This is a genomic window from Nocardiopsis sp. CC223A (assembly GCF_030766825.1).
Lineage (GTDB): Bacteria > Actinomycetota > Actinomycetes > Streptosporangiales > Streptosporangiaceae > Nocardiopsis.
In genome coordinates, this window is sequence record NZ_JASFDV010000036.1 from 1 (window position 1) to 24,895 (window position 24,895).

Below are 24,895 nucleotides of genomic sequence, written 5' to 3' on the forward strand. Positions count from 1 at the left end.
ACTGGAACGTCCATGACTTGCCCACGTCCCCTCCCCGACGCTCTTCCGATCTGCCCGCTGAGCGCCGCCGTCCGCACCCGCGGATCGCCGGGCACGGCCCCCACCGCGGCCGTCACCCCCCAGGGCAGCGCCGCGTACAGTCCCGCCCCGCCCGAGGGGGCGGTGTGCTCGCCCAGCAGCGCGACCCGGCCGGGGGCGTGCCACACCCCGGCCGGCGGCTCCGCGAACAGGGCGTCGAAGCCCTTGGCCAGCTCGTCGGCGTCGGGCGCCCCCGTCGGCCATTCCCCCCGCGGCCCCGCCGACCGCATGCCCAGCGCGGCTCTCCACCGCGCCCCCGCGCCCCCCACGTGCTCACCTTTCCCCCGGTCGACCGCCGTCCCTTCAAGTCTGCCCAAGTCCGGGAGCGTCCGGTGTGGGACCTTCGCAACAGAGTGGGTAGGCCGTTAGCGTTGCGGGTCGGTGAGGCGGGGGAGGGTGCGGTGGCCGCGGTGCTGGACAGGGCACGGGAGACGGTCCGGCACTACCGGAACGCGTCCATGGACGCCTACTGGGCGCTGCGGCGGCGCCGTCCGGGTGTGGACCACCTGGTGCGGGCCTATGAGCGCTACGCCGACCGCAACGGGAACCAGCTGGCGGGCGCGGTCACCTACTTCGCGTTCCTGTCGTTCTTCCCGCTGCTCGCGCTGGCGTTCGCCGCGGTCGGGTTCGTGCTGGCCACGCTTCAGATCGAGCTGGGGGACCAGCTGGACCAGGCGCTGGACGACGTGCTGCCCGGGCTGTCGCAGCAGCTGCCCATCGACCAGATCGCCGACGCCCGGGTGGGCGCGGGGCTGTTCGGCCTGGTGGGCCTGCTCTACGCGGGCCTGAACTCGGTGTCGGCGCTGCGCGAGGCCCTGCACTCGATCTGGCTGAAGAACCCCAAGGAGGGCCCCAACATCCTCCTCAGCAAGGGGACGGACCTGTTGGTGATGCTCGGTCTGGGGCTGGCCCTGCTGCTGTCGGTCTCCCTCACCGGTGTCGCCCAGGCGGCCACGCAGTGGTCGCTGTCCCTGGTGGGGCTGGACGGATCGATCGTGGCGAACATCGCACTGCGGCTGCTGGCCCTGGCCATCGCCATCGGCGCGAACACGCTCATCTTCATGTTGACGTTCGCGCTGCTGTCCGGCAGCGGACGGCCCGCCCGCATGATGTGGCGGGGCGCCCTGCTGGGCGCGGTGGGGTTCGAGATCCTCAAGGCCGCCGCGGCCCTGCTGCTGGCCGGAACGCTGAGCAACCCGGTGTACGCGTCGTTCGCGGTGCTGGTCGGCCTGCTGGTGTGGATCAACCTGGTGATGCGCCTGGTGATGTTCAGCGGCGCGTGGACGGCGACCTGGCTGCCGGTGCCGCCGCCCTACACGGGTTCGCTGACGCTGCCGAAGGAGAACGGCATCGACTGGACCCGGCCCGCCGTCGTCCTGCGGGCGGACCCCGGGGAACAGGCCGAGCGCAGGCGGGCCCGGCGCGGCCTCGCGGTGGGGCTCTCCGCGGTGGGGGCGCTGGGCACGGGAGGGCTTGTCGCGTGGCTGTTGCGGCGCCGGAAACGTCCTGTTGCCTAGTGTGACACTCTGTTAGCGGAAAATGACGCCGAAGGTCCTCCGTGCCCGTATGTTCAAGGTTCCGAGGGGGTAGTCCTCCCGTGTCCCGGCCGAGAGCCCCGCCGGGGCACGACCGGTTCGCCGAACGAAAAGTTCGGCAGACACCCCCCCTCGGAGGGCAGATGGGAACCGCATTCAAATCGTCCGAACGCGCGACGATCGGTGTGGAGTGGGAACTCCAGCTCGTCGACCGCCGCAACCGCCACCTGCGGCAGGAGGCGCAGAAGCTTCTCTCCGAACTCCCCGAACTCAGCTCCGCCGCGGCGGTCCCCCCGCTGCGCCACGAGCTGATGCAGTCCCAGGTGGAGGTCGTCACCGGGATCTGCGAGACGGTCGACCAGGCCAAGGAGGACCTGGCCCGCAACGTCTCCCGGATGCGGCGGGTGCTCGCACCCTGGGGCACCACGCTCACCTGCTCCGGCACCCACCCCATCGACGACTGGCGGGACCAGGACTTCAGCCCCGGGGCCCGGTACCGGGAACTCGTCGACCAGATGCAGTGGGTCGCCCGACGCATCCTCACCTGCGGTGTCCATGTGCACGTGGGTGTGCGGCATCAGGACAAGGCCATTCCGATCGTGAACGCGCTCGCGAGGTATCTCCCGCATTTTCTCGCTTTGAGCGCTTCCAGTCCATTCTGGGCGGGTCACGATACCGGTCTGGCCTCCGCCCGTTCCGTGATCTTCGGTGCGCTGCCGACATCCGGGCCGCCGCCGAACCTCCCGAACTGGTCGGCTTTCGAGGAATACCTCGAAACGCTTCTCCGGGCGGGTACCATCGCATCCATCAAAGAAGTGTGGTGGGACATTCGTCCTCATCCGGATTTCGGGACCATCGAGATCCGGATGTTCGACGGGATCCCCACCCTGCGCGAGGTGGGAATGGCCGCCGCGCTCTCCCAGAGCCTGGTGGAGTTGTTCGATCACCAGCTCGACCGCGGGTATCGACTGCCCAGCCCGCCGTCCTGGCTGGTGAGGGACAACAAGTGGCGGGCCACCCGCTACGGGCTCGACGCTCGCGTCATCACGGACGGCCGAGGGACCACCGTCCCGATCCGTGACGACCTCTACGAGCTGGTCCGCGAGCTGAAGCCGGTCGCGACCCGGCTGGGCTGTGCCGAGGACCTGGACCAGATCTCCGAGATCCTGGACAAGGGCGCCTCCTACGAGCGTCAGCGCGCGGTCATCGCCGGGGGCGGCACCCTCGACGACGTCGTCGACATGCTCGCGGCCGAGCTCGACGACGGCCCCACCCGTGCAGGGGTCGGTGCCGGCGACGGCGCCGGTGCTCGGTAATACATGGGCGAAAGCGTAGAGAGGGCCCTCGCATGCAGGGACGAGACCTGCCGGAACAGTTGACCGCTTTCCTGGCGCGCCGTGAGCGGGACTTCATCGGCTTCCGCCGTGACCTGCACATGCACCCCGAACTCGCCTTCGCCGAACATCGCACCACGGGACGGATCGTCGACCGGCTGCGCGGTGTCGGACTGCATCCTCAAGTGCTCCCCGGCGGCACCGGGCTGATCTGCGACATCGGCTCGGGCCCCGGGCCCACCGTCGCGCTGCGGGCGGACATCGACGCCCTGCCCCTCGCCGACGAGAAGGACGTCCCCTACCGCTCCACCGTCCCGGGGGCCGCGCACGCCTGCGGCCACGACGTCCACACCACGGTCCTGCTCGCCACCGGGGTCTTCCTGGCCCAGCAGGACCGCGCGGGCGCCCTGCCCGGCCGGGTCCGGCTGATCTTCCAGCCGGCCGAGGAACTGCCCGGCGGCGCCGTCGAGGTGATCAACGCCGGGGCGCTGGAGGGTGTCGACCGGATCTTCGCGCTGCACTGCGACCCCCGCCTCATGGTCGGCCGGGTGGGCCTGCGCACCGGCGGCATCACCGCGGCCTGCGACCAGCTGATGGTCCGGCTGTCCGGGCCGGGCGGGCACACCGCGCGCCCCCACCTGACCGCCGACCTGGTGTACGCGATGGGCAAGGTCGTCACCGAGCTGCCCGCCGCACTCTCCCGCCGCATCGACCCGCGCGCCGGGTTCAGCCTGGTGTGGGGCCGCATCAGCGCCGGATCCGCGCCCAACGTCATCCCCGACGACGCGGTCGCCGAGGGCACCGTGCGCTGCCTGGACGACGAGGCCTGGCACGCGGCCCCCGACATCGTCAAGGGGCTGGTGGATTCGGTGGCCATGGCCTACGGGGCCGACGCCGAGGTCACCTACAAACGCGGCGTCCCGCCCACCATCAACGAGGCGTCCAGTGTGGACGTCATGCGCCAGGCCACCGCGCTGGCCCTGGGGCCGGACGCGGCCTCGCCCACCCCGCAGAGCCTGGGCGGCGAGGACTTCGCCTGGTACCTGGAGAACGTCCCCGGCGCGCTGGCCCGGCTGGGCACCCACTCGCCGGACTGGGACGGGCCCATGCTGGACCTGCACCGCGGGACCTTCGACGTGGACGAGCGCGTCATCGGCGTCGGCACCCGGTTCATGGTGACCACCGCCCTCACCGCCCTGGACACGGACGGCCGCGACCGCGTCCCCGCCGCGGCCGAGGAGGCCGTGTCCTTCTGAGCCCCGCTCCGCCGTGCCCGGTGGTCATGGATCTGCCGGGTTCTCGGTAACTTCGCGCCGGGGTGTCGGGCCGGGTGCGGCGCCGGTGGCATGCTGAATACATGAACCAGCCACTCACAGTCGAACAGATCCGGCGGGCGCCCAAGGTACTCCTGCACGACCACCTCGACGGCGGGCTGCGGCCCGCCACCGTGGTCGAACTGGCCCGGGAGGTCGGGTACAAGGACCTGCCCACCTACGAACCGGTGGAGCTGGGGCACTGGTTCCGCGAGGCCTCCGACTCCGGTTCGCTGGAGCGCTACCTGGAGACGTTCGCGCACACCACCGCGGTCATGCAGACCCGCGACGCCCTGGTCCGGGTCGCCGCCGAGGCCGCCGAGGACCTGGCCGCCGACGGCGTGGTCTACGCCGAGCAGCGCTACGCCCCCGAGCAGCACCTGGAGCGCGGGCTCACCCTGGAGGAGGTCGTCGAGGCCGTCCAGGAGGGGCTGGAGCTGGGTGAGAAGCGCGCCGCCGACGCCGGGCGGAGCATCCGCACCGGGCAGCTGGTCACCGCCATGCGCCACGCGGCGCGGTCCTCGGAGATCGCCGAGCTGGCGGTCCGCTACCGCGACGCCGGGGTGTCCGGGTTCGACATCGCCGGGGCCGAGGCGGGCAACCCCCCGACCCGGCACCTGGACGCGTTCGAGTACCTGCGCCGGGAGAACTTCCACTTCACGATCCACGCGGGCGAGGCGTTCGGGCTCCCGTCGATCTGGGAGGCGCTCCAGTGGTGCGGCTGCGACCGGCTCGGCCACGGCGTGCGCATCATCGACGACATCACCGTCACCGAGAACGGCGCCCCGCGTCTGGGCCGGCTGGCCCAGTACGTGCGCGACAAGCGCGTCCCCCTGGAGATGTGCCCCAGTTCCAACGTGCAGACCGGGGCCACGCCCTCCATCGCCGAGCACCCCATCCGACTGCTGCGCGACCTGCGCTTCCGGGTGACGGTCAACACCGACAACCGGCTCCAGAGCGGCACCACCCTGTCGGAGGAGTTCGCCCGGCTCTCCGCGGCGTTCGGGTACGACTGGGACGACGTCCAGTGGTTCACGGTCAACGCCATGAAGTCGGCGTTCCTGCCCTTCGACGAGCGGCTGGCGCTCATCAACGGCGTCATCAAGCCCGGGTTCGCGCAGCTCAAGTGGGCGGCCGACCGATGAGCAGACCGGCGGCGGGGGCCAACCCGACGGTGCACTACTCCCTCTCCTCGCGGGTCCTGGCCGCGGGCTGGATCGTCATCGCCGTGCTCCTGCTGGCCGACCTGTTCATCCGCGGTCAGGGGACGGAGGTCTGGCTGTACGGCGCGGTCCTGGTGGCCAGCGCCGCGCTGGTGTACCTGGTGTGGCTGCGCCCGCGCATCGTGGTCACCGAGCGCGGCATGCGGGTGATCAACCCGCTGCGCGAGACCTTCGTCCCCTGGGCGGCGGTGCGGTGGGTGGACGTGGTCGACGTGCTGCGGGTGCACACCACCGACGGGATCGTGCGCTCCTGGCCGCTGCGCGAGACCAAACGGAGCCGGGTGCGCGACAACATGCGCCGCGAGGGCGGGTTCATGGACGGCCCCGACGAGGAGGACCCGCGGGAGATGCGCCCCATGGACCGGGCCGCCCTCCAGCTGCGCCAGGACGCCGAGCGCCACAAGGCGCGCCCGCTGTCCGGGCCGATCCGCGACATCGACGAGGCCGGGCCCGCCGCACTGGGCGCCGAGGACCGTCCCCAGACGATGGTCTCGGTCGAGGTGATCGTCATCGCCGGTGCCGTCGCGGCCCTGGTCGTTGCGGCGTTCCTGCTGGCCTGAGCGTTCTCCTCCCGGATCCGGACCCGGCCTCCCGCCTGTGCGGGGGCCGGGTCCGCGCTTTACCGGTGCGCGGGGTTGACGGAACCCGGTCGGCTCTGGTTAGGTAAGGCATGCCTAATGGAGAGTGTTCCGGGCGGGAGGGCTTCGCGCGGATGGTCGCCCGCCCGGACCTTCTCCAGGGCATCACGCTGTTCTGACGAACAACGGGAAGAGAGAAACCGGTGTCCCATCGGCCCGTGAGTCCAACGGGGTCTGCGGGGATCCTGCACGGGCGGGACACCGGAGCGAGGCACACGCCTCCGGACGGAGTACGGCCGGTACCGTCCACCCCAAGGCCTCGGGGTGTACGCTCGCCACGCCGGTACCGGACGGATCCGCCCGGAGGCGGCCTCGGAACGACGCGTCCGGGCGGCGTCGCGCGATCGAAGGACCTGCGGGGGTCCTGCGCGGCGCGCCCGGAACGCGGTGCGGGACCCGGCGGTGCCGGGTCCCTCTCTTCTTCGCCCGCCCGGGCCGGGACCGTGCCCCACCGAGTGGTGTGCCCCCGTTCGACCCCGGAGCCCCGGAACCGGTTCCGGCACTGATCTCGTGGGTTGATCGCGAAGGGCCACGAGGCCTGTGGTCCTGGGGCGCGCAAGAACTCCGTTCGACCCTCGTCACACCCGGGTTCTCGAATCCCGGCTCGTGACGTGCTGTCGCCACACCACGGGATCGGTGCCGGAGCCCCGGAACCTCGGAGGCGGCGACGCGCCGACCGGCGACCCGCCCTTGTCCGGACGGCCGCTGTTCCCACACCGTTGCACGGGACGCGGCCCCCGCGGGCTCAGGCGCGGACCAGCATCCGGTCCCGGCTCGTGACGTGCTGTCGCCAAACCACGGGATCGGTGCCGGAGCCCCGGAACCTCGGAGGCGGCGACGCGCCGACCGGCGACCCCGCCCTTGTCCGGACGGCCGCTGTTCCCACACCGTTGCACGGGACGCGGCCCCCGCGGGCTCAGGCGCGGACCAGCATCCGGTTGAGCAGCTCGCCCAGGCGGCGCGCCCGCTGCCGGACGATCTGCATCGCCTGCTCCTGCTGGAACGGGTCCAGCACCGCGCCCAGGGCGTCGTTGCTCACGATCGCCAGCCCCAGCACCTCGGCGCCCATCTCCACGGCGGCGATGGTCTCCAGCGGGATCGACCGCCCCACCACGTCCGCCCCCGCCTGGCGCAGCACCTTCGACTCCGCCTGGGTCTGCAACTGCGGCCCCAGCGTGGCGGCGTACACGCCCTCCGCCAGTGAGGCGTCCACCTCGTGAACGAGCCGGCGCAGCCGCGGACTGTACGCCGCCGACAGGTCCACGAACGTCGGGCCGGTCAGCGGCGACCGCGCGGTCAGGTTGATGTGGTCGCTCAGCACCACCGGCTGCCCCGGCGCGATGTCCACCCGCAGGGAGCCCACCGAACCGGTCAGCACGGCCAGCCGCGCCCCGGCGGCGATGCCGGTGCGCACCGCGTGCACCACCCGCATCGGGTCGTGGCCCTCGTACAGGTGCAGGCGCCCTGTGAAGACCACCACTCGTTTGTCGCCCACCCACATGCTGCGGACGGCGGAGCCGTGTCCCTCCGCGGTCGGCGCCAGGAAGCCGGGCAGTTCCCGCGCCTCGAACTCGATGTCCGGGGAACCGAGCGTGTCCACCGCGTCCGTCCACCCGGAACCGAGCACCACCAGGGCGTCGAAGCCGTCGGCGCCGGCCCGGGTCAGGAGTTCGTGCGCAGCCTCGGCCGCCAGTTCCCTGGCCTCTTCGGTCGTCGTCGGCGGTTGCTCTGTTTCGCTCACACAGCGGATGCTACCGCCCTGTAGTCGGATGATTCCGGAACGCAACGCTACGGGGGCGGTAAGGGGAATGCCCGGCCCCCGGACCGGGGCGGGTGCGGAATCCGCCGGTCGGCATGGCCGACAATAGGGGTAAGGCGAGAGAACCATGTGCCGCCCCGTCATGCCCTCCGCCCCCGATCGGGGCGGGCGGGACGACGGCCCGGCCGCAGAGGGAGTGAAGCAGAGTGACGAAGGTCGTGATCATCGGGGGCGGTCCCGGGGGCTACGAGGCGGCACTGGTCGCCGCGCAGCTCGGCGCGGACGTGACGGTGGTGGACCGCGACGGTATCGGCGGTGCCTGCGTCCTCACCGACTGCGTTCCCTCCAAGAGCCTGATCGCCACCTCCACCCGCACCACGTACGTGCGCGAGTCCGAGACCCTGGGCATCCAGGTCGACGACCAGCTCGACGGCAAGTCCTCCGTGCACGTCGACATGCCCACGGTCAACAACCGGATCCTGGCCCTGGCCCAGGCCCAGTCCGACGACACCCGCGCCCGCCTGGTCAAGGAGGGCATCGAGGTGATCAGCGGCGAGGCCCGCCTGGTCGACCCGCGCATCGTCGCCGTCGGCGACACCCGCATCCGCGCCGACGTCGTCCTCGTCGCCACCGGCGCCCACCCGCGCGAGCTGCCCTCGGCCCGCCCCGACGGCGAGCGCATCCTCACCTGGCGCCAGCTCTACGACCTCGACGAGCTGCCCGAGAAGCTCATCGTCGTCGGTTCCGGTGTGACCGGCGCCGAGTTCGCCAGCGCCTACCAGTCCCTCGGCTCGAACGTGACCCTGGTCTCCTCCCGCGAGCACGTCATGCCCACCCAGGACCCCGACGCCGCCCGCGTGCTGGAGGAGGTCTTCCTGCGCCGCGGCATGACCGTCCTCAACCGCACCCGCGCCGAGTCGGTGGTGCGCACCGACGACGGGGTGCTGGTCACCCTCTCCGACGGCCGCACCGTCGAGGGCTCCCACTGCCTGATGACCGTCGGCATGATCCCCAACACCGACGGGCTCGGCCTGGAGGAGGCCGGCGTGCGCCTGGGCCAGGGCGGGTTCGTCGACGTCGACCGGGTATCGCGCACCACCGTCCCCGGTGTGTACGCGGCGGGTGACTGCACCGGCGTCAACATGCTCGCCTCCGTGGCCGCCATGCAGGGCCGCATCGCCATGTGGCACGCCCTGGGCGAGGCCGTCGCCCCGCTGAAGCTGTCCACGGTGGCCTCCACCGTGTTCACCCACCCCGAACTGGCCGCCGTCGGCGCCAGCGAGGACGACGTGCGCAGCGGCCGCATCGACGGCCGCTCCGTCACACTGCCGCTCAACACCAACCCGCGTGCCAAGATGAACGAGGTCAAGGACGGCTTCGTCAAGCTCATCTGCCGCCAGCACACCGGCATCGTGCTGGGCGGCGTCATCGTCGGCCCGCGCGCCAGCGAGCTGATCCTGGCGGTGTCGGTGGCGGTGCAGCAGCGGCTGACCGTGGACGACCTCGCGCACACCTTCGCGGTGTACCCGTCCCTGTCGGGCAGTGTCACCGAGGCGGCCCGCTCCCTGATGCTGGCCTCGCCGGAGTAGGCTCCACGGCAACGGCCCGACCCCCTGCGGGCCGGGCCGTTTTACGTTTCCTTAACGCCGGTGAGAGTAGCGTGGTGTTGTGATCTGTCCCAAATGCCAAAGCAACATGCGCACGTTCGACCGCCACGGCGTGCACATCGAGCGGTGTGACGGGTGCCAGGGCATCTTCCTGGACCGCGGCGAGCTCGAACGCATCGTCGACGCCGAGCAGCGCCACTACGGCGCGACCCCGCCGCCCGACCCGCTGGCCCCGCCGCCCTCCGGCGGTTACGCGCCCCAGGACCGGCCCCGGCAGGGCTACCCGGCCCCCGGGTACCCCGACTCGCCCCGCGGCTACCGCGGCGGCTACCCGGACTCCCCGCGCGGCTACAGCGACTCGCCGCGCCCCTACCGGCGCCGCAAGAAGAGCTTCCTCGAAGAGCTCTTCGACTAGAGATACCGCCCCGTGCACCCGCTGATCTGTACTCACTGCGGGGAGTGGGACCCGGCCCCCGACACCTCGTCGGGGGCCGCCGTGCTGCTCTGCTCCTGCTGCGGGCGCACCCGCCCCTTCCTGCGCCTGCCCCTCTACTGCGTCTCCGGGCCCAGCGGCACCGGCAAGTCCACCATCGCCGGACTGCTGCTGGAACGCCTGCGGGACCGGTTCGTCGTGCTCGAACAGGACCTGCTCTGGGTGGGCGGCCTGCGCGACCCCGCCGACCACCACCGCCTGTTCCGCTCCACCTGGTTGCGCACCGCCGCCATGGTGCAGCAGAGCGGGCGGCCGGTCGTGCTGTGCGGGACGGTCGTCCCCCCGGAGTTCGAGCCGCTGCCCGAACGCGCCCTCTTCACCGCCGTCCACTACCTGGCGCTCACCTGCGAGCCGCGGGTGCTCGCACAGCGGCTGCGGGGCCGGCCCGCCTGGCGGGAGTGGGACGAGGAGCGCATCGCCGAGACCCTGGAGTTCGCCTCCTGGGTGGAGCACGAGGCCGACCGGCTCGAACCGCCGCTCACCCTCGTGGACACCACCGGCACCGACCCGGTGACCACCGCGGACCGCGTCGCCGCCTGGATCGAGGGCCTGCACGCGGTCGGCGGCTGAACACGTGACGGGGGCCGCGGGCGTCGCCCGCGGCCCCCGTCGTCCGGATACGCCGGGTCAGAAGTCGAAGCCGCCGAAGTCGCCGCCCCCGCCGAAGTCGCCCCCGCCGAAGTCACCGCCCCCGAAGTCGCCCTCGGCACCGACGTCACCGGTGACGTCGCCCATGCCCATCCCCATGCCCATGCCCATCATGGAGCCCATCATCTGGCCCATCATCATGCCGGTGAACATGCCCATCATCATGTCCATGCCGAAGTAGCCGCCCGCGTAGGGCGAGTAGGCCGGGCCCGCGTCGTAGTACGGGACACGGCGGCCGTCGACCTCGACCATGCGCACGTCGTTGGGGTCCATACCGCTCTTGACCGCCTGGGCGCAGGACGCGCAGGCCGTGACCGAGCGGGGCGAGCCGCCGGGCGGGGCCCAGGTGACGTCCTCCGTGGACGGGCCGTGCTGCGGGTTGAAGAAGCAGGGCCCGCGCCGGTCCGGCACCGGCGTCCCGTTGAGCCGGGCGCGGGTGGCCGTCATGTAGTAGCGGCCGTCCTCCAGGGAGTTGGTGACCTGGCGGATCTCCTCCGGCTCGCGGATGGTGTCCAGCCGGGTCTTGGCCTGGTCGTAGGCGTCCATGGCGCGCGAGTAGTCGGCGCGGGTGTCGTCGTCGACCGCGGACAGGTCGATCTCCAGCCGCGCGACGTCCTCGCCCAGGCGCACGACGTCCTCGGTGGCCATCTGCTTGATCTCGGCCAGTTCCCTGGCCTTGCGCTCGGCCTGCTTGCGGCGGTTGTTGCGGACGAACAGGAAGATGCCCCCGGCGATCAGCAACGCGACGACGAGCAGGACCCACAGCGTGGTGGCCCCGGCCGCGGCGGCGTCCTCGACCTCCTGGGCGGCGTCCGGGATCGCGACCAGGGTGTCCACCTGGTTGCCGCCCCCCTCGCGCAGCGCGACCTCGCGGATGGCCTCGGTGTCCTCGACGTTCGGTGACAGGACCCGGAACTCCTCCGAGCCCGCCAGCACGCCGTACACGCCGTCGCCCACGTCGGCCATGACCGGCTCCATCAGCGCGTTGAGCGCGGAGTCGGAGCCGACCGCGTCGGTCGGCAGGATCACGTAGTAGACGGGGGTGTCCGCGCCGGCCGCGGCGGCCTCCAGGGCGCTCTCCTCGGCGGTGGGGATCGCGTCCCCGACGCCCGGATCGATGAAGACGCCGTCGTCCTCCAGTTCCTGGGCGATGGTGTTGCTCTCCGGGGGCTGCACGGTGTCGGCGGCCGCGGGCACCACCGCGGCGCTCACCACCGCGGCCGCGATACCGGCGGTCAGCACAGTGGGTGTTACCAAGCGGCGCAACATGTCGTTCCTCTCGCTACCCTCACACTCCAGAGACGAATGGAACGTCCCCGGGGTTCCCATCGTGACGCCTCTCTCCGGGGACGCGAAACGGCCCGCCGGATCACCGGCGGGCCGTTTCGGCGGCAGGCGGACTATTCCTTCGCGGTGCCCGCGGGCACCTTCGCCATCTCTTCGACCTCGGCCTCGACGTCCGCGTCCTCCGCGGCGGGCGTGTCCAGCGGGACGAACCCGGAGGCGTCGCGCGGCGCGTTGTAGCGGGCCAGGTCCAAGATGCCCTCGCGCTTGGCGACGATCGCCGGGACGAGGGCCTGGCCGGCCACGTTCACCGCGGTGCGGCCCATGTCCAGGATCGGGTCGACGGCCAGCAGCAGGCCGACGCCCTCCAGGGGCAGGCCCAGGGTGGACAGGGTCAGGGTCAGCATGACCGTCGCGCCGGTGGTGCCGGCGGTGGCGGCCGAGCCGATGACCGACACGAACACGATGAGCAGGTAGTCGGTGATGCCCAGGGAGATGTCGGGGAAGAACTGGGCGATGAAGATCGCCGAGACCGCCGGGTAGATCGCGGCGCAGCCGTCCATCTTGGTGGTCGCGCCGAACGGCACCGCGAACGCGGAGTAGTAGCGCGGCACGCCCAGGTTCTGCTCGGCGACCCGCTGGGTGACCGGCATGGTGCCCATCGAGGAGCGCGACACGAAGGCCAGCTGGATCGCGGGCCAGGCGCCGGTGAAGTACTTGACCGGGGACAGGCCGTTGACGCGGGCGAGCACCGGGTAGACGACGAACAGCACCAGGGCCAGGCCGAGGTAGACGGTCAGCGTGTACTTGCCCAGGGCGCCGATGGTGGTCCAGCCGTAGCTGTAGACGGCGTTGCCGAGCAGGCCGACGGTGCCGATCGGGGCCAGGCGGATGATCCACCACAGCGCCTTGAGGACGACCTGGAGGGCCGACTCGGTGAACGAGATGAACGGCTCGGCGGCCTTGCCGGTCTTGACGGCGGCGATGCCCAGGACGATCGCGATGACGATCAGCTGGAGGACGTTGAAGCCCAGCGAGGTGCTCAGGGTGCCGTCGTCGGCGGCGGAGGTGTTCGCGGCCAGGCCCAGGAAGTTCGAGGGCACCAGGCTCTCGATGAACGCGAGCCAGGAGCCGCTGCCGGAGGGCTCGGCCACGGTGCCGGGGTCGACCGAGCTGTTCACGCCGGGGCGGACGACCAGGCCCAGGGTGATGCCGATGCCCACCGCGATCAGGGCGGTGATCGCGAACCAGAGCAGGGTCTTCCAGGCCAGTCGCGCGGCGTTGGTGACGTTGCGCAGGTTGGCGATGGAGGAGATGACGGCGAGGATGATCAGCGGCGGGACGACCGTCTTCAACAGCGAGACGAACGTGCCGCCGATGGTCTGGAGGGTGACGGCGAGCCAGTTGGGCCCATCGTCGCCGACGGGGCCGATCCGGAGGGCGGCGAAGCCCAGGACCAGGCCCAGGACGAGGCCCAGCAGGACCTGGACGCCGAACGAGGGGAGCCGCAGGCGGCGCTGCGGCTTGACCGTGGCGGTCTGTGCGGACACGGAAGTGACTCCAAGCGGTGAGTGCAACCGGAGCACGGGCACGCCACGGCGGTCGGCCTGTGGGCGTGCGGGATCTCCGGCTCGGGGAATGTGTGCGGGTGTCACCGGAGAAGAGGTGACGTGCGGGCGCCGCCCCGGAGGCGGGGCGGACGGGGGAAGGGTGTGCGGCGCGTCGCCCGGACGGGCGCGCGTGGACCTAGCTACACGCCTGACAGCCGCGACGGCACAGGTCAATGTGCCAGCGGCGGGTCAGTCCCCAGATGTTCGTCACAAGGGGGAACGATATACGCCCTTTCCTACCTTTTCCAGGGGAGTCGACCGAGGTTTCTTACATCCGATGACCGGATCGTCGGCCAGGAAGGGCCTGTCGTGCCTCTTCCCGCCGCGGGTGCGGCGAGAATCACGCTCCCGGGGGTGTCGGTGGCATGATTTCCGGAAAGCACCCCGGTGAGGTGATGGACGTGGTTGCCGTGAGCGACGAGAACGATCCGACGATCGGAGACGAGATGTCCGCACCCGCCGTGGCCGCACCGTCGGCCAGGGAGTTCGGTCCCGATGTGACGGTCCCGCTGCCCCCCGAGGGCGGGTTCACCGCCGAGGACCTGGACCGCATCCCGGATCTTCCGCCGCACACCGAACTCATCGACGGAAGCCTGGTCTTGGTGAGCCCCCGGAAGCGTTTCCACATGCGCATGATCCGCCTGCTCGAACTCCAGATGCTCGACCAGGTCCCCGACGACCTGATCGTGGAGAGGGAGATGTCGGTCGTGCTGGGGAAGAGACAACGCCCCGAACCCGACCTCATGCTCGTCGACACCGAGGACCCGGACGATCTGGAGGCCACCTGGGTGGCGCCGGAGGACGTGAAGCTGGCCGTCGAGGTGATCTCGCCGGAGTCACGACCGCGCGATCTGGAGCGCAAGCCGCAGCTCTACGCCGAGGCGGGCATCCCGCACTTCTGGCTGGTCGATCGGGTGGACGGCGACGCGGTGGTCCACGTCTACGAACTCGACCCGGTCCGCAAGGAGTACGTGTCGACCGGCGTGCACCGCGGGCGGCTCCGGACCTCAGCGCCCTGCGAGCTGGACCTGGACCTCACCGGGCTGTCACGCAAGCACGGCCGCTGACACGGCGAGGGGGAGGCGACGTCGGCGCCTCCCCCGTATGCGTCCGGACGCTAGGCGTCCTTGATCTCGCAGATGACGGCGCCGTTGCCGACGGCCTCGCCCGCGCTCACCTTCAGGCCGGTCACCGTGCCCGAGCGGTGTGCGGTCAGCGGCTGCTCCATCTTCATCGCCTCGATGACCACCACGGTGTCGCCCTCGGACACCTCCTGGCCCTCGGCCGCCACGACCTTGACCACGGTCCCCTGCATCGGCGACACCAGCGCGTCGCCGCTCGCCGCGGCGGCCGCACCGCCGCCGGAGCGGGAGGCGCGCTTCTTCTTCCCGCCCGCCGGGGCGGCCGGGGCCGCGCCCACGTTGAGGGCGGCGGGCAGCACCACGTCGATGCGCTTGCCGCCGACCTCGACGGTCACGGTCTCGCGCGCCACCGGCTCGGCCTGGCCCGGGGTGCCCGCCCAGGGCTCGATGCGGTTGTCGAACTCGGTCTCGATCCAGCGCGTGTACACGCCGAACGGCTCGTCCGGGTCGGCCGGGGCGAACGCCGGGTCCTCCACGACGGCCCGGTGGAAGGGGATCACCGTCGGCATCCCGCCCACGGTGAACTCCGCCAGCGCCCGCCGCGACCGCTGGAGGGCCTCGGTGCGGGTGCGCCCGGTGACGATCAGCTTGGCGACCATGGAGTCGAACGCCTGCGGCACCGTGAACCCCGTCTCGCAGCCGGTGTCCACCCGCACCCCCGGCCCGCCCGGCAGGGCGAACTCGGTGATGGTGCCCGGCGCGGGCATGAAGCCCCGCCCCGGGTCCTCGGCGTTGATCCGGAACTCGAAGGAGTGCCCGCGGATCTCCGGGTCCCCGTAGCCCAGCTCCTCGCCGTCGGCGACGCGGAACATCTCCCGCACCAGGTCGATGCCGGTGACCTCCTCGGTCACCGGGTGCTCGACCTGGAGGCGGGTGTTCACCTCCAGGAAGGAGATCGTGCCGTCCACCCCGACGAGGAACTCGCAGGTCCCCGCGCCCACGTACCCGGCCTCTTTGAGGATGGCCTTGGACGCCGAGTACAGCCGGTCCATCTGGTCGGCGGACAGGAACGGCGCCGGGGCCTCCTCCACCAGCTTCTGGTGGCGGCGCTGGAGCGAGCAGTCCCGGGTGGAGACCACCACGACGTTGCCGTGGGAGTCGGCCAGGCACTGGGTCTCCACGTGCCGGGGCCTGTCGAGGTAGCGCTCCACGAAGCACTCGCCGCGCCCGAACGCGGTGACGGCCTCGCGCACCGCCGACTCGTAGGCGTCGGCGACCTCCTCCAGCGTGTGGGCGACCTTGAGCCCGCGCCCGCCGCCGCCGAACGCGGCCTTGATGGCGATGGGCAGCCCGTGCTCGGTGGCGAACGCCACGACCTCGTCGGCCGAGTCCACCGGGTCGGGGGTGCCCGCGACCAGGGGGGCGCCGACCTTCTGGGCGATGTGGCGGGCCTGCACCTTGTCGCCCAGGGCGGTGATCGCTGCGGGGGGCGGCCCGATCCAGGTGAGCCCGGCGTCGATGACGGCCTGGGCGAAGTCGGCGTTCTCGGCGAGGAACCCGTACCCGGGGTGCACGGCGTCGGCTCCGGATTCGGCGGCCACGGCCAGGAGCCTGCCGATGTCGAGGTAGGAGTCGGCGGGGGTGGAGCCGCCCAGCGAGTAGGCCTCGTCGGCGACCTTGACGTGCAGGGCGTCCAGGTCGGGTTCGGCGTACACGGCGACGCTGTCCAGCCCGGCGTCGCGGCAGGCGCGGGCGATGCGCACGGCGATCTCGCCGCGGTTGGCGATCAGAACTTTACGCACGGTGGAGATCCTTCTGCTGTGGGGTGGGGCGGATGCGCCGGCCGCTCCCCTTGGGGTCTGGGTAGTGGCGGTGCCACCACGGGGGTGTCACCGCAGGCTCGTGCGCCAGGCGCCGGGGCCGGGGCGCAGCGGGGCGCGCAGCCCCCGGGCGCGGTCGCGCCAGGCGGAGGGCCGCTCCGGGGCGGCCGGGGCGTCGGCCGCGGCTCGTGCGGCGGCGGCGCGTGCGGCGAGCACCGCGGTGAGGGCGGCGATCTCCTCGGCGGTGGGCTCGCCGCGGACGACGACCAGGTGCGGTGGTGTGTTCGGGGCGCTCACAGCGGGATGTTCCCGTGCTTCTTGGGCGGCAGCTGCGTGCGCTTGTTCGCCAGCGCGCGCAGCGCCCTGGTGACCTGGACCCGGGTCTCCGACGGCAGGATCACCCCGTCGACGTAGCCGCGTTCGGCCGCCGAGTAGGGGTTGAGCAGGGTGTCCTCGTACTCGCCGATGAGGCGGGCCCGCTCCGCCTCCACGTCGTCGGCGGCCGCGAGGGTGCGCCGGTGCAGGATGTTCACGGCGCCCTGCGCGCCCATGACGGCGATCTGCGCGGTGGGCCAGGCGAGGTTGATGTCGGCGCCCAGGTGCTTGGAGCCCATGACGTCGTAGGCGCCGCCGAACGCCTTGCGGGTGATCACGGTGATCAGCGGCACGGTGGCCTCGGCGTAGGCGTAGAGCAGCTTGGCGCCGTGGCGGATGATGCCGTCCCACTCCTGGTCGGTGCCGGGCAGGAAGCCGGGCACGTCCACGAAGGTCAGCACCGGGATGTTGAAGGCGTCGCAGGTGCGCACGAACCGGGCCGCCTTGACGGACGCGTCGATGTCCAGACAGCCGGCCAGGCTCATGGGCTGGTTGGCGATGATGCCGACGGAGCGCCCGTCCATCCGGCCGAAGCCCACCACCATGTTGGTGGCGAACATGGCGTGGACCTCCAGGAAGTCCCCGTCGTCCAGGACGGTCCCGATGACGGTCCGGATGTCGTAGGGCTGGTTGGCCGAGTCGGGGACGAAGGAGTCCAGCGCCAGGTCGGCGTCGTTGACCTCCTCGCCGGGGTCCTCCTCGGGGGCCAGGACGGGGGCGTCCTCCAGGTTGTTGCCGGGCAGGTGCGCCAGCAGGGCCTTGACGTAGTCGAGGGCGTCCTGTTCGTCGGCGCCCATGTAGTGGGCGACGCCCGACCTGGTGTTGTGGGTGCGCGCCCCGCCCAGCTCCTCCATGGAGACGTCCTCGCCGGTGACGGTCTTGATGACGTCGGGGCCGGTGATGAACATCTGCGAGGTCTCGTCGACCATCACGATGAAGTCGGTGAGGGCGGGGGAGTAGACGTGGCCGCCGGCGGCGGCGCCCATGATCACGGAGATCTGCGGGATGACGCCGGAGGCGTGGGTGTTGCGCTTGAAGATCTCGGCGTACAGCCCCAGGGAGACGACGCCCTCCTGGATGCGCGCCCCGCCGCCCTCGTTGATGCCGATGACGGGGCACCCGTTGGTGAGGGCGTGGTCGAGGACCTTACAGATCTTCTCACCGTAGACCTCGCCGAGCGATCCGCCGAAGACGGTGACGTCCTGGCTGAACACGGCGACGGGGCGGCCGTCGACGGTTCCGTAGCCGGTGACGACCCCGTCCCCGTAGGGCCGGTTGGCGTCCAGTCCGAAGTTGGTGGACCGGTGGCGGGCCAGGGCGTCCAGCTCGACGAACGACCCCGGGTCGAGCAGGGCGTCGATGCGTTCGCGGGCGGTCATCTTGCCCTTGGCGTGCTGTTTCTCGACGGCGCGCGCGGATCCCGCGTGGACCGCCTCGTAACGTCGTCGCTGTAGGTCGGCGAGCTTGCCCGCGGTGGTGTGGATGTCGATCTCGTCCGCGGACAGTGGTTCAGGGGCTTCGGTGGCCATAACTACGCAGGTTAACTCCGCAGGGCGGGCCGTTGACGATGCGCCCTCCGGTTACTGACTAGTAACATCGGGTCCCCGGAGCGGCCCCGGCCGGCCCGATCGGGGGCCGCGAACGTGACCGGCTGTGAATTCCGCACCCTTTCGGAACAATTGTTAACGCCATGGCAAAAGCTCGGAAATGCGCCCCCGGGAACGCTCCGGAAGAACCGTTCTCTGTAGTGTCTGCCTTATGACAGCGGTAAGCGCAGAGCGCGACAGTGCGCGCCAGGAAGTGCCCGAACAGCTCCGGAATGACGTCAAGCTGCTCGGTGAGATGCTCGGAACCGTGCTTCGGGAGAGCGGCGGCGAGGATCTGCTCGCCGATGTCGAAAAACTCCGCCACGCGGTCATCGGCGCCCGCGACGGTTCCGTCACCGGCGAGGAGATCACCGCATTGGTGGCCGCCTGGCCCCTCGAACGCGCCAAGCAGGTGGCGCGCGCCTTCACCGTCTACTTCCACCTCGCCAACCTGGCCGAGGAGCACCAGCGCATGCGCACCCTGCGCGAGCGCGACGACGCCGCCAACCCGCCCCGCGAGTCCCTGGCCGCGGCCGTCCGCGCCGTCCGCGAGGGCGCCGGGGGAGAGGAGCGCCTCGAAGAGCTGGTCGCGGGCATGGAGTTCCACCCCGTGCTCACCGCCCACCCCACCGAGGCCCGCCGCCGCGCCGTCTCCACCGCCATCCTGCGGATCAGCGCCCAGCTCGACGCCTGGCACAGCGCACACCAGGGCAGCACCGAGGCCGCCGAGGCGCACCGTCGCCTGCTGGAGGAGATCGACCTGCTCTGGCGCACCTCCCAGCTGCGCTACACCCGGCTCGACCCGCTCGACGAGGTGCGCACCGCCCTGGCGGCCTTCGACGAGACCATCTTCTCCGTCATCCCGCACGTCTACCGCTCCCTGGACCGGGCCCTGGACCCCGAGAACACCGGCGTCCGCCCGCCCCGGGCCGTGCCCTTCGTCCGCTACGGCACCTGGATCGGCGGCGACCGCGACGGCAACCCCTTCGTCACCCACGAGGTGACCCGCGAGGCCATGCGCATCCAGTCCGAGCACGTGCTGCGCGGCCTGGAGACCGCCTGCGAGCGCGTCGCCCGCACCCTCACCGCCTACGGCAACCTCACCCCCGCCTCCCCGGCACTGCTCGACGCGCTCTCCTCCGCCCGTGCCGGACAGCCCGCGCTGCTGGCGGAGATCTCCGAGCGCTCGCCCAACGAGCCGCACCGCCGGTTCCTGCTGTACGCCACCGCCCGGCTGCGCGCCACCCGCGAGCGCGACGCCGACCTGGCCTACCCGAACGCCGAGGCGTTCCTCGCCGACCTGCGCACCGTCCAGGAGTCCCTGGCCGCCGCCGGGGCGGACCGGCAGGCCTACGGCGAACTCCAGCACCTCATCTGGCAGGCCGAGACCTTCGGGTTCCACCTGGCCGAGCTGGAGATCCGCCAGCACAGCGAGGTGCACGCCGCCGCCCTGGCCGAACTGCGCGAACACGGCCCCGACGGGGAGCTGACCGAACGCACCCGCGAGGTCCTGGACACCATCCGGGTCGTCTCCTGGATCCAGGAGCGCTTCGGCGTGGAGGCCTGCCGCCGCTACATCGTCAGCTTCACCCGCTCCGCCGACGACATCGCCGCCGTGTACGAGCTGGCCGGGTACGCGCTGCCGGCCGACCGCCGCCCCGTCCTGGACGTCATCCCGCTCTTCGAGACCGGCGCCGACCTGGACGCCTCGCCCGGGGTCCTGGACGGCATGCTCGAACTCCCGCAGATGCAGGAGCGCCTGGAGCAGAGCGGCCGCCGCGTCGAGGTGATGCTCGGCTACAGCGACTCCGCCAAGGACGTCGGCCCGGTCAGCGCCACCCTGCGGCTGTACGACGCCCAGGCCCGGCTGGCCGCCTGGGCCCGCCGACACGACGTGCGCCTCACCCTGTTCCACGGCCGCGGCGGCTCCCTGGGCCGCGGCGGCGGCCCGGCCAGCCGCGCCCTGCTCGCCCAGGCGCCCGGCTCGGTCGACGGCCGGTTCAAGGTCACCGAACAGGGCGAGGTCATCTTCGCCCGCTACGGCCAGGCCGACCTGGCCCGGCGGCACATCGAGCAGGTCGGCCACGCCGTCCTGATGGCCTCCACCGACGAGGTGCAGGAGCGCGAGCGCTCCGCCGCCCTGAAGTACCGGCCGCACGCCGACACCATCGCGGCCGCCGCCCAGCGGGCCTACCTCGACCTCATCAACGCCGACGGGTTCGCCGCCTGGTTCTCCCGGGTCAGCCCGCTGGAGGAGCTGGGGGAGCTGCGCCTGGGCTCGCGCCCGGCCCGCCGCGGCGCCGCCCGCGGCCTGGGCGACCTGCGCGCCATCCCGTGGGTGTTCGCCTGGACCCAGACCCGGGTCAACCTGCCCGGCTGGTACGGGCTGGGCACCGGGCTGGCGGCCGTGTCCGACCTGTCGCTGCTCCAGGACGCCTACCGCGAGTGGCCCATGTTCGCGTCGCTGCTGGACAACGCGGAGATGAGCCTGGCCAAGACCGACCGCACCATCGCCGAGCGCTACCTCGCCCTGGGCGACCGGCCCGAGATGAGCGAACGGGTCCTGGCCGAGTACGACCTCACCCGTGACCTGGTGCTGCGGGTGACCGGGCACTACCGGCTGCTGGAGACCCGCCGCGTGCTCTCGCGCGCCGTGGACCTGCGCAACCCCTACGTGGACGCGCTGTCCCACCTCCAGCTGCGGGCCCTGGAGGCACTGCGCTCGGAGGACGCCGAGACCCTGTCGCCCGAGGACCGGCAGCACCTGGAGCGGCTCCTGCTGCTGTCGGTCAGCGGCGTCGCCGCCGGACTCCAGAACACCGGCTGACCGCCCGGCCCCACGCGCGGCGCGCCCCGGTCCTCCCGCGAGGGCCGGGGCGCGGTGCCGTCCGGGGCGGCTCAGTCCGTGGGGAAACCGGAGGTGTCGACGGTCAGGTCGAAGGGGGCGGGGAGGCGGATCTCCTTGCCGAAGGCCGTCTTGGCGATGGTGGTGTACACGCCGTCGGCGGGGTCGGAGTAGAGGGTGACCTCGCCCTGGCCGGTCTCCGGGTCCCACCGGTCCACCAGCAGGTACAGAGGGATGCCGGCGTGGGCGTAACCCCAGAGCTTGGCCTTGCGGTCCTTGTGCGCGGTGCTCTTGGACGTCACCTCCACCACCAGAAGGGCGTCCGCGGCCACCTGGTCGGCGTCGAGCCCCGGAGCGGGGGAGGGCAGGACCAGCAGGTCGGGGATGTAGTGGTTGTCCAGGACCGGCAGGCGCATGCCGATGGCCTGGTAGACCTCGGCGTCGGCCGCACCGCTGCCCGGGCGCATGGTCTCCACGATCAGCTGCCGGTGCAGCAGGCTCACGATGTGCCCGTGCTCGTTGGTGGGGGGCGTCATGATGTGGATGTCGCCTTCGATGATCTCGGCCCGCCATCCTTCGGGCAGGTCCAGCTGTTCCCAGGCGCGCAGGACGACTTCCCAGCGTGACGGCACCCGGGGTGCGGTCTCCGCTCTCGCGACGCTCATCTGCCGTGCCGCCTCCGATCGCTCGGTGAGGTCAGTGAGGGTGAGCACTCCTTCGATGATCTCGGCCCGCCGGTCCCCGGTCGGGTCCAACCGCTGCACGAGGCGCAGCAGGGTGTCCCAGCGGGACGGTCCGGCCACCTGCGCGTCGACTTCCGTGATGCTCACAGATGCATCACCTCCGGTAGCCGAATGTAGCGGCGGGCGATCACCGATGTGCCGGTTTCAGCGTAACCGGTGGGCCCTGGCCGCACCCGCGTTTCCCTACGGGGGTTCGGCGATGCCGCAATGCTGTAATGGGTGCATGGCCGCATCCGATCCCTTTCCGCGCCCGCCGCTCGATGCGGCGGCGCTCAACGCCGCCCTCATCCGCCCCGGCGGGATGTGGGAGCGGATCGAGGTGGTGCCCGAGGCCGGGTCCACCAACACCGAACTGGCCGCCCGCGGCCGGGAGGGGGCACCGCACGGCAGCGTGCTGGTGGCCGAGCACCAGAGCGCGGGCCGGGGACGGATGGGGCGCGGCTTCATCACCCCGCCGCGTGCCGCGCTCACGGTCTCCCTGCTGCTGCGCCCCGCCGTGGAGCCCGCCCGGCTTGGCTGGCTGTCGGCCCTGATGGGTGTGGCCGCGGTCGGCGCCGTGCGCCGCACCACCGGGATCGAGGCGGCCCTCAAGTGGCCCAACGACCTGCTGGTCCCCGCGGGGTTGCGGGCCGACCCGGCCGCCGGCGACGGCAAGCTCGCCGGGATCCTCGCCGAGGTCGACTTCTCCTCGGGCGAGGCGGCCGTGGTCGTCGGCATCGGCCTCAACGTCTCCCAGACCCCCGACGAACTGCCCGTGGACTCCGCCGCCTCCCTGCGCGGGGAGGGCGCCGCCGACGTCGACCGGGGCGTGCTGCTGGCCTCCCTGCTCGGCGAGTTCGAGGAGCTGTACACGATGTGGACGGCGGCCGGCGGCGACGCCGAGCGCAGCGGCCTGGCCGCGGTCTACCGCGACGTCTGCACCACCCTGGGCCGCCGGGTCCGGGTCCACCTGCCCGACGACCGGACCCTGGAGGGCGTCGTGACCGGGATCGACGCCGAGGGGCGGCTGGTGGTCGACGGACCCGAGGGGGAACGGGCCCTGAGCGTGGGCGACGTCGTGTACGTACGGCCCGCGCGCTGAGGCCCGGCCCGGGCGGGCCGGTGGAGGACGTTCCGGGGAACTTCCGGGCAACGTCGTCCACAGGGCACCGACATGGCCTTTCTGGGCGGTACCGGCCTGTGCCATGATCCAACCATGCCTATCGCGGACCGATATCTCTCCGACGACGAGGAACTCGTCCACGTCGTCCGCCAGCACTGGACCGTGCTCATCGAGGAGTTCACGGCCCTGGTGCTCATCATCGCCGCCACCGCCGCGGCGCTGTGGTTCCTGCCCTGGCAGGAGGAGTGGGCGCCCATCGCCGCCGGGGTGCTCGGGATCCTCGCCCTGATCGCCGCGCTGGCCTTCTGGCTCATCCCCCTGTTGCGCTGGACCTCGACCGTCTACATCCTCACCAACCGCCGCCTGATGACGCGCGACGGACTCATCTCCCGGCAGGGGCGGGACATGCCGCTCACCCGGGTCAACGACGTCGCCTTCAGCATGTCGGTGTGGGAACGCATCATGAGGTACGGGACGTTGACGGTGCAGTCGGCCTCCGAGCAGGAGGCCATCATCCTCAAGAAGGTCCCACGCCCGGAGTGGTTCCAGTCGGAGATCTACAAACGGGTCAACGACGCGCACCGGCCGGAGTCCCCCACCGACCCCCGGTGACGGCCGCCCGGAGCGGCGGCGGTCTCCGGCGTAAGCTGGAGGTGGACCCCGCGGCGCCGACGCGGTGGCCCCCAGTACTCGCTCCCCGCACGGGCGGGGACGGTTCCGTGAAAGAGAACGTATGTCGTCGCGTCCTGACCCGAAAGTGATCGAGACCGCTCTCCTGGGCGGTGAGGCGGTCTACACCAGGGAGCAGGCGATCGAGCTGGCCGCGGCCGACCCCGAGCTCGCCGGTCGCATCTGGCGTGCCCTGGGCTTCCCCACACAGAGCGACGACACCGTCATCTTCACCGAGAGCGACGTCGAGGCCCTGCGCCTGGCCACCGGGCTGCTGGACGAGGACGTCCTCGACGAGGAGGCGGTGGTCCGCTTCGCCCGCGCGATGGGGCAGACCATGGCGCGGCTGGCCGACTGGCAGACCAGCATCCTCAGCACCCTGCTGTTCCGCGAAGGGACCGGCGTCGGGGGCGCCGGGCCGCTGATGAACCAGGTCAAGGAGCTGCTGCCGGACGTGGAGCGGTTGCTGCTGCACATCTGGCGCCGCCAGCTGGCCGCCTCCACCGCCCGCACCCTGGCCGTGATGTCCAACGGCGTCGACGGGGTGGTGCCCAACTACTACCCGCTCATCGTCGGGTTCGCCGACCTGGTCTCCTTCACCACCCTCAGCCGCGAACTCGACGAGGTGGAGCTGGCCCAGGTGGTGGAGGGCTTCGAGGCCACCGCCGCCGACATCGTCGCCTCCGGCGGCGGCCGGGTCGTCAAGACCCTCGGCGACGAGGTGCTCTACGTGGCCGACGACCCCGTCAAGGCCGCCGACATCGCCCTGCGCCTGGCCTCGGGGGTGAAGACCCACGTGGAGGTCCCCGACGTGCGGGTGGGCCTGTCCTCCGGTCCGGTGCTCACCCTGCACGGCGACGTGTTCGGCACCACCGTCAACCGGTCCAGCCGCCTCACCTCCTTCGCCCGGCCCGGCACCGTCCTCATCGACGAGGAGCTGGCCCACAGCCTGGGCGAGGCCGAGGGACTCCAGGTGGTCAAGGTGCGGGCGCGGCACGCCCACGGGCTGGGCCTCATCCAGCCCTACGCCCTGCGCCGCAACTTCGAGCCCGGTGTCACCGCCTGAACCCGCGGCTCTCCGGCGGCTCCGGGCCGAGGACGTGTGCGGGCGGGTTCGCTCGGGATAGGCTCGGAACCGCCGGAACCAGTAG

Annotated in this window: 21 protein-coding genes; 13 read left to right on the top strand and 8 right to left on the bottom strand. The window is 71.8% G+C overall.

The genetic code is table 11. The features are described 5' to 3' along the window. A partial coding sequence (locus tag QJS33_RS16005) for a galactokinase family protein (protein ID WP_372339673.1) occupies positions 1-395 on the bottom strand: 395 nt, incomplete at its 3' end. 84 nt (positions 396-479) lie between these two features. Between QJS33_RS16005 and QJS33_RS16010 the strand changes: the two genes are divergently transcribed. From QJS33_RS16010 to QJS33_RS16030, 5 genes are all read left to right on the top strand, one after another. After that, entirely contained in the window at positions 480-1,595 is a 1,116-nt protein-coding gene (locus QJS33_RS16010; protein WP_306368780.1) for a YhjD/YihY/BrkB family envelope integrity protein, read from the top strand. Between the two features lie 161 nt (positions 1,596-1,756). Further along, complete coding sequence (locus QJS33_RS16015) at positions 1,757-2,929, top strand: glutamate--cysteine ligase (protein WP_306368781.1); 1,173 nt, start codon at positions 1,757-1,759, stop codon at positions 2,927-2,929. 32 nt (positions 2,930-2,961) lie between these two features. Then, on the top strand, positions 2,962-4,203 hold the full coding sequence (locus tag QJS33_RS16020) for a M20 family metallopeptidase (protein ID WP_306368782.1): 1,242 nt from the start codon (positions 2,962-2,964) through the stop codon (positions 4,201-4,203). A 101-nt stretch (positions 4,204-4,304) separates the two neighbouring features. Further along, entirely contained in the window at positions 4,305-5,405 is a 1,101-nt protein-coding gene (locus QJS33_RS16025; RefSeq protein WP_306368783.1) for an adenosine deaminase, read from the top strand. After that, positions 5,402-6,043, top strand: a complete 642-nt coding sequence (locus QJS33_RS16030) for a PH domain-containing protein (protein WP_306368784.1) — start codon at positions 5,402-5,404, stop codon at positions 6,041-6,043. The genes QJS33_RS16025 and QJS33_RS16030 overlap by 4 nt, the downstream gene beginning before the upstream one ends. A gap of 994 nt (positions 6,044-7,037) precedes the next feature. On the opposite strand, the gene QJS33_RS16035 is transcribed toward QJS33_RS16030, so the two are convergent. Continuing rightward, the gene (locus QJS33_RS16035; RefSeq protein ID WP_306368785.1) at positions 7,038-7,862 is read right to left on the bottom strand and encodes a purine-nucleoside phosphorylase; all 825 of its coding nucleotides are present in this window, start codon (positions 7,860-7,862) and stop codon (positions 7,038-7,040) included. Positions 7,863-8,086: 224 nt separating this feature from the next. On the opposite strand from QJS33_RS16035, the gene QJS33_RS16040 reads away from it, so the two are divergent. The 3 genes from QJS33_RS16040 to QJS33_RS16050 all read left to right on the top strand — a co-directional run bounded on the left by QJS33_RS16040 (position 8,087) and on the right by QJS33_RS16050 (position 10,550). Continuing rightward, positions 8,087-9,469 carry an NAD(P)H-quinone dehydrogenase gene (locus tag QJS33_RS16040; RefSeq protein ID WP_306368786.1) on the top strand — a complete coding sequence of 461 codons (1,383 nt, stop codon included), beginning with the start codon at positions 8,087-8,089 and terminating at the stop codon, positions 9,467-9,469. A 79-nt stretch (positions 9,470-9,548) separates the two neighbouring features. Further along, positions 9,549-9,902, top strand: a complete 354-nt coding sequence (locus tag QJS33_RS16045) for a zf-TFIIB domain-containing protein (protein WP_306368787.1) — start codon at positions 9,549-9,551, stop codon at positions 9,900-9,902. A gap of 12 nt (positions 9,903-9,914) precedes the next feature. Further along, entirely contained in the window at positions 9,915-10,550 is a 636-nt protein-coding gene (locus QJS33_RS16050) for an AAA family ATPase (RefSeq protein WP_306368788.1), read from the top strand. A 57-nt stretch (positions 10,551-10,607) separates the two neighbouring features. Here QJS33_RS16050 and QJS33_RS16055 read toward each other — a convergent pair whose 3' ends face one another. After that, entirely contained in the window at positions 10,608-11,870 is a 1,263-nt protein-coding gene (locus QJS33_RS16055; protein ID WP_306368832.1) for a chemotaxis protein CheA, read from the bottom strand. A gap of 158 nt (positions 11,871-12,028) precedes the next feature. Next, a complete protein-coding gene (locus tag QJS33_RS16060; RefSeq protein WP_306368789.1) occupies positions 12,029-13,462 on the bottom strand; it encodes a dicarboxylate/amino acid:cation symporter in 1,434 nt (477 codons plus the stop codon). A gap of 470 nt (positions 13,463-13,932) precedes the next feature. Here QJS33_RS16060 and QJS33_RS16065 point away from each other — a divergent pair, with 470 nt between their 5' ends. Then, positions 13,933-14,589, top strand: coding sequence for a Uma2 family endonuclease (locus QJS33_RS16065; RefSeq protein WP_306368790.1), 657 nt, complete (start codon positions 13,933-13,935; stop codon positions 14,587-14,589). A gap of 50 nt (positions 14,590-14,639) precedes the next feature. On the opposite strand, the gene QJS33_RS16070 is transcribed toward QJS33_RS16065, so the two are convergent. The 3 genes from QJS33_RS16070 to QJS33_RS16080 all read right to left on the bottom strand — a co-directional run bounded on the left by QJS33_RS16070 (position 14,640) and on the right by QJS33_RS16080 (position 18,328). After that, complete coding sequence (locus QJS33_RS16070; protein ID WP_306368791.1) at positions 14,640-16,406, bottom strand: biotin carboxylase N-terminal domain-containing protein; 1,767 nt, start codon at positions 16,404-16,406, stop codon at positions 14,640-14,642. 87 nt (positions 16,407-16,493) lie between these two features. Further along, the gene (locus QJS33_RS16075) at positions 16,494-16,721 is read right to left on the bottom strand and encodes an acyl-CoA carboxylase subunit epsilon (RefSeq protein WP_306368792.1); all 228 of its coding nucleotides are present in this window, start codon (positions 16,719-16,721) and stop codon (positions 16,494-16,496) included. Further along, positions 16,718-18,328 carry an acyl-CoA carboxylase subunit beta gene (locus QJS33_RS16080; protein ID WP_306368793.1) on the bottom strand — a complete coding sequence of 537 codons (1,611 nt, stop codon included), beginning with the start codon at positions 18,326-18,328 and terminating at the stop codon, positions 16,718-16,720. Before QJS33_RS16080 ends, QJS33_RS16075 begins: the two co-directional genes overlap by 4 nt. Positions 18,329-18,641: 313 nt before the next feature. Here QJS33_RS16080 and QJS33_RS16085 point away from each other — a divergent pair, with 313 nt between their 5' ends. Then, positions 18,642-21,212: a phosphoenolpyruvate carboxylase gene (locus tag QJS33_RS16085; protein ID WP_306368833.1), complete on the top strand. Its 2,571-nt coding sequence runs from the start codon at positions 18,642-18,644 to the stop codon at positions 21,210-21,212. A gap of 71 nt (positions 21,213-21,283) precedes the next feature. On the opposite strand, the gene QJS33_RS16090 is transcribed toward QJS33_RS16085, so the two are convergent. Next, a complete protein-coding gene (locus QJS33_RS16090; protein ID WP_306368794.1) occupies positions 21,284-22,060 on the bottom strand; it encodes a Uma2 family endonuclease in 777 nt (258 codons plus the stop codon). 136 nt (positions 22,061-22,196) lie between these two features. Between QJS33_RS16090 and QJS33_RS16095 the strand changes: the two genes are divergently transcribed. The 3 genes from QJS33_RS16095 (at position 22,197) to QJS33_RS16105 (ending at position 24,810) form a co-directional block, all read left to right on the top strand. After that, a complete protein-coding gene (locus QJS33_RS16095; RefSeq protein WP_306368795.1) occupies positions 22,197-23,054 on the top strand; it encodes a biotin--[acetyl-CoA-carboxylase] ligase in 858 nt (285 codons plus the stop codon). 114 nt (positions 23,055-23,168) lie between these two features. Further along, complete coding sequence (locus tag QJS33_RS16100; RefSeq protein ID WP_306368796.1) at positions 23,169-23,687, top strand: PH domain-containing protein; 519 nt, start codon at positions 23,169-23,171, stop codon at positions 23,685-23,687. Positions 23,688-23,808: 121 nt separating this feature from the next. After that, the gene (locus QJS33_RS16105) at positions 23,809-24,810 is read left to right on the top strand and encodes an adenylate/guanylate cyclase domain-containing protein (protein WP_306368797.1); all 1,002 of its coding nucleotides are present in this window, start codon (positions 23,809-23,811) and stop codon (positions 24,808-24,810) included. Positions 24,811-24,895 lie beyond the last annotated feature (85 nt).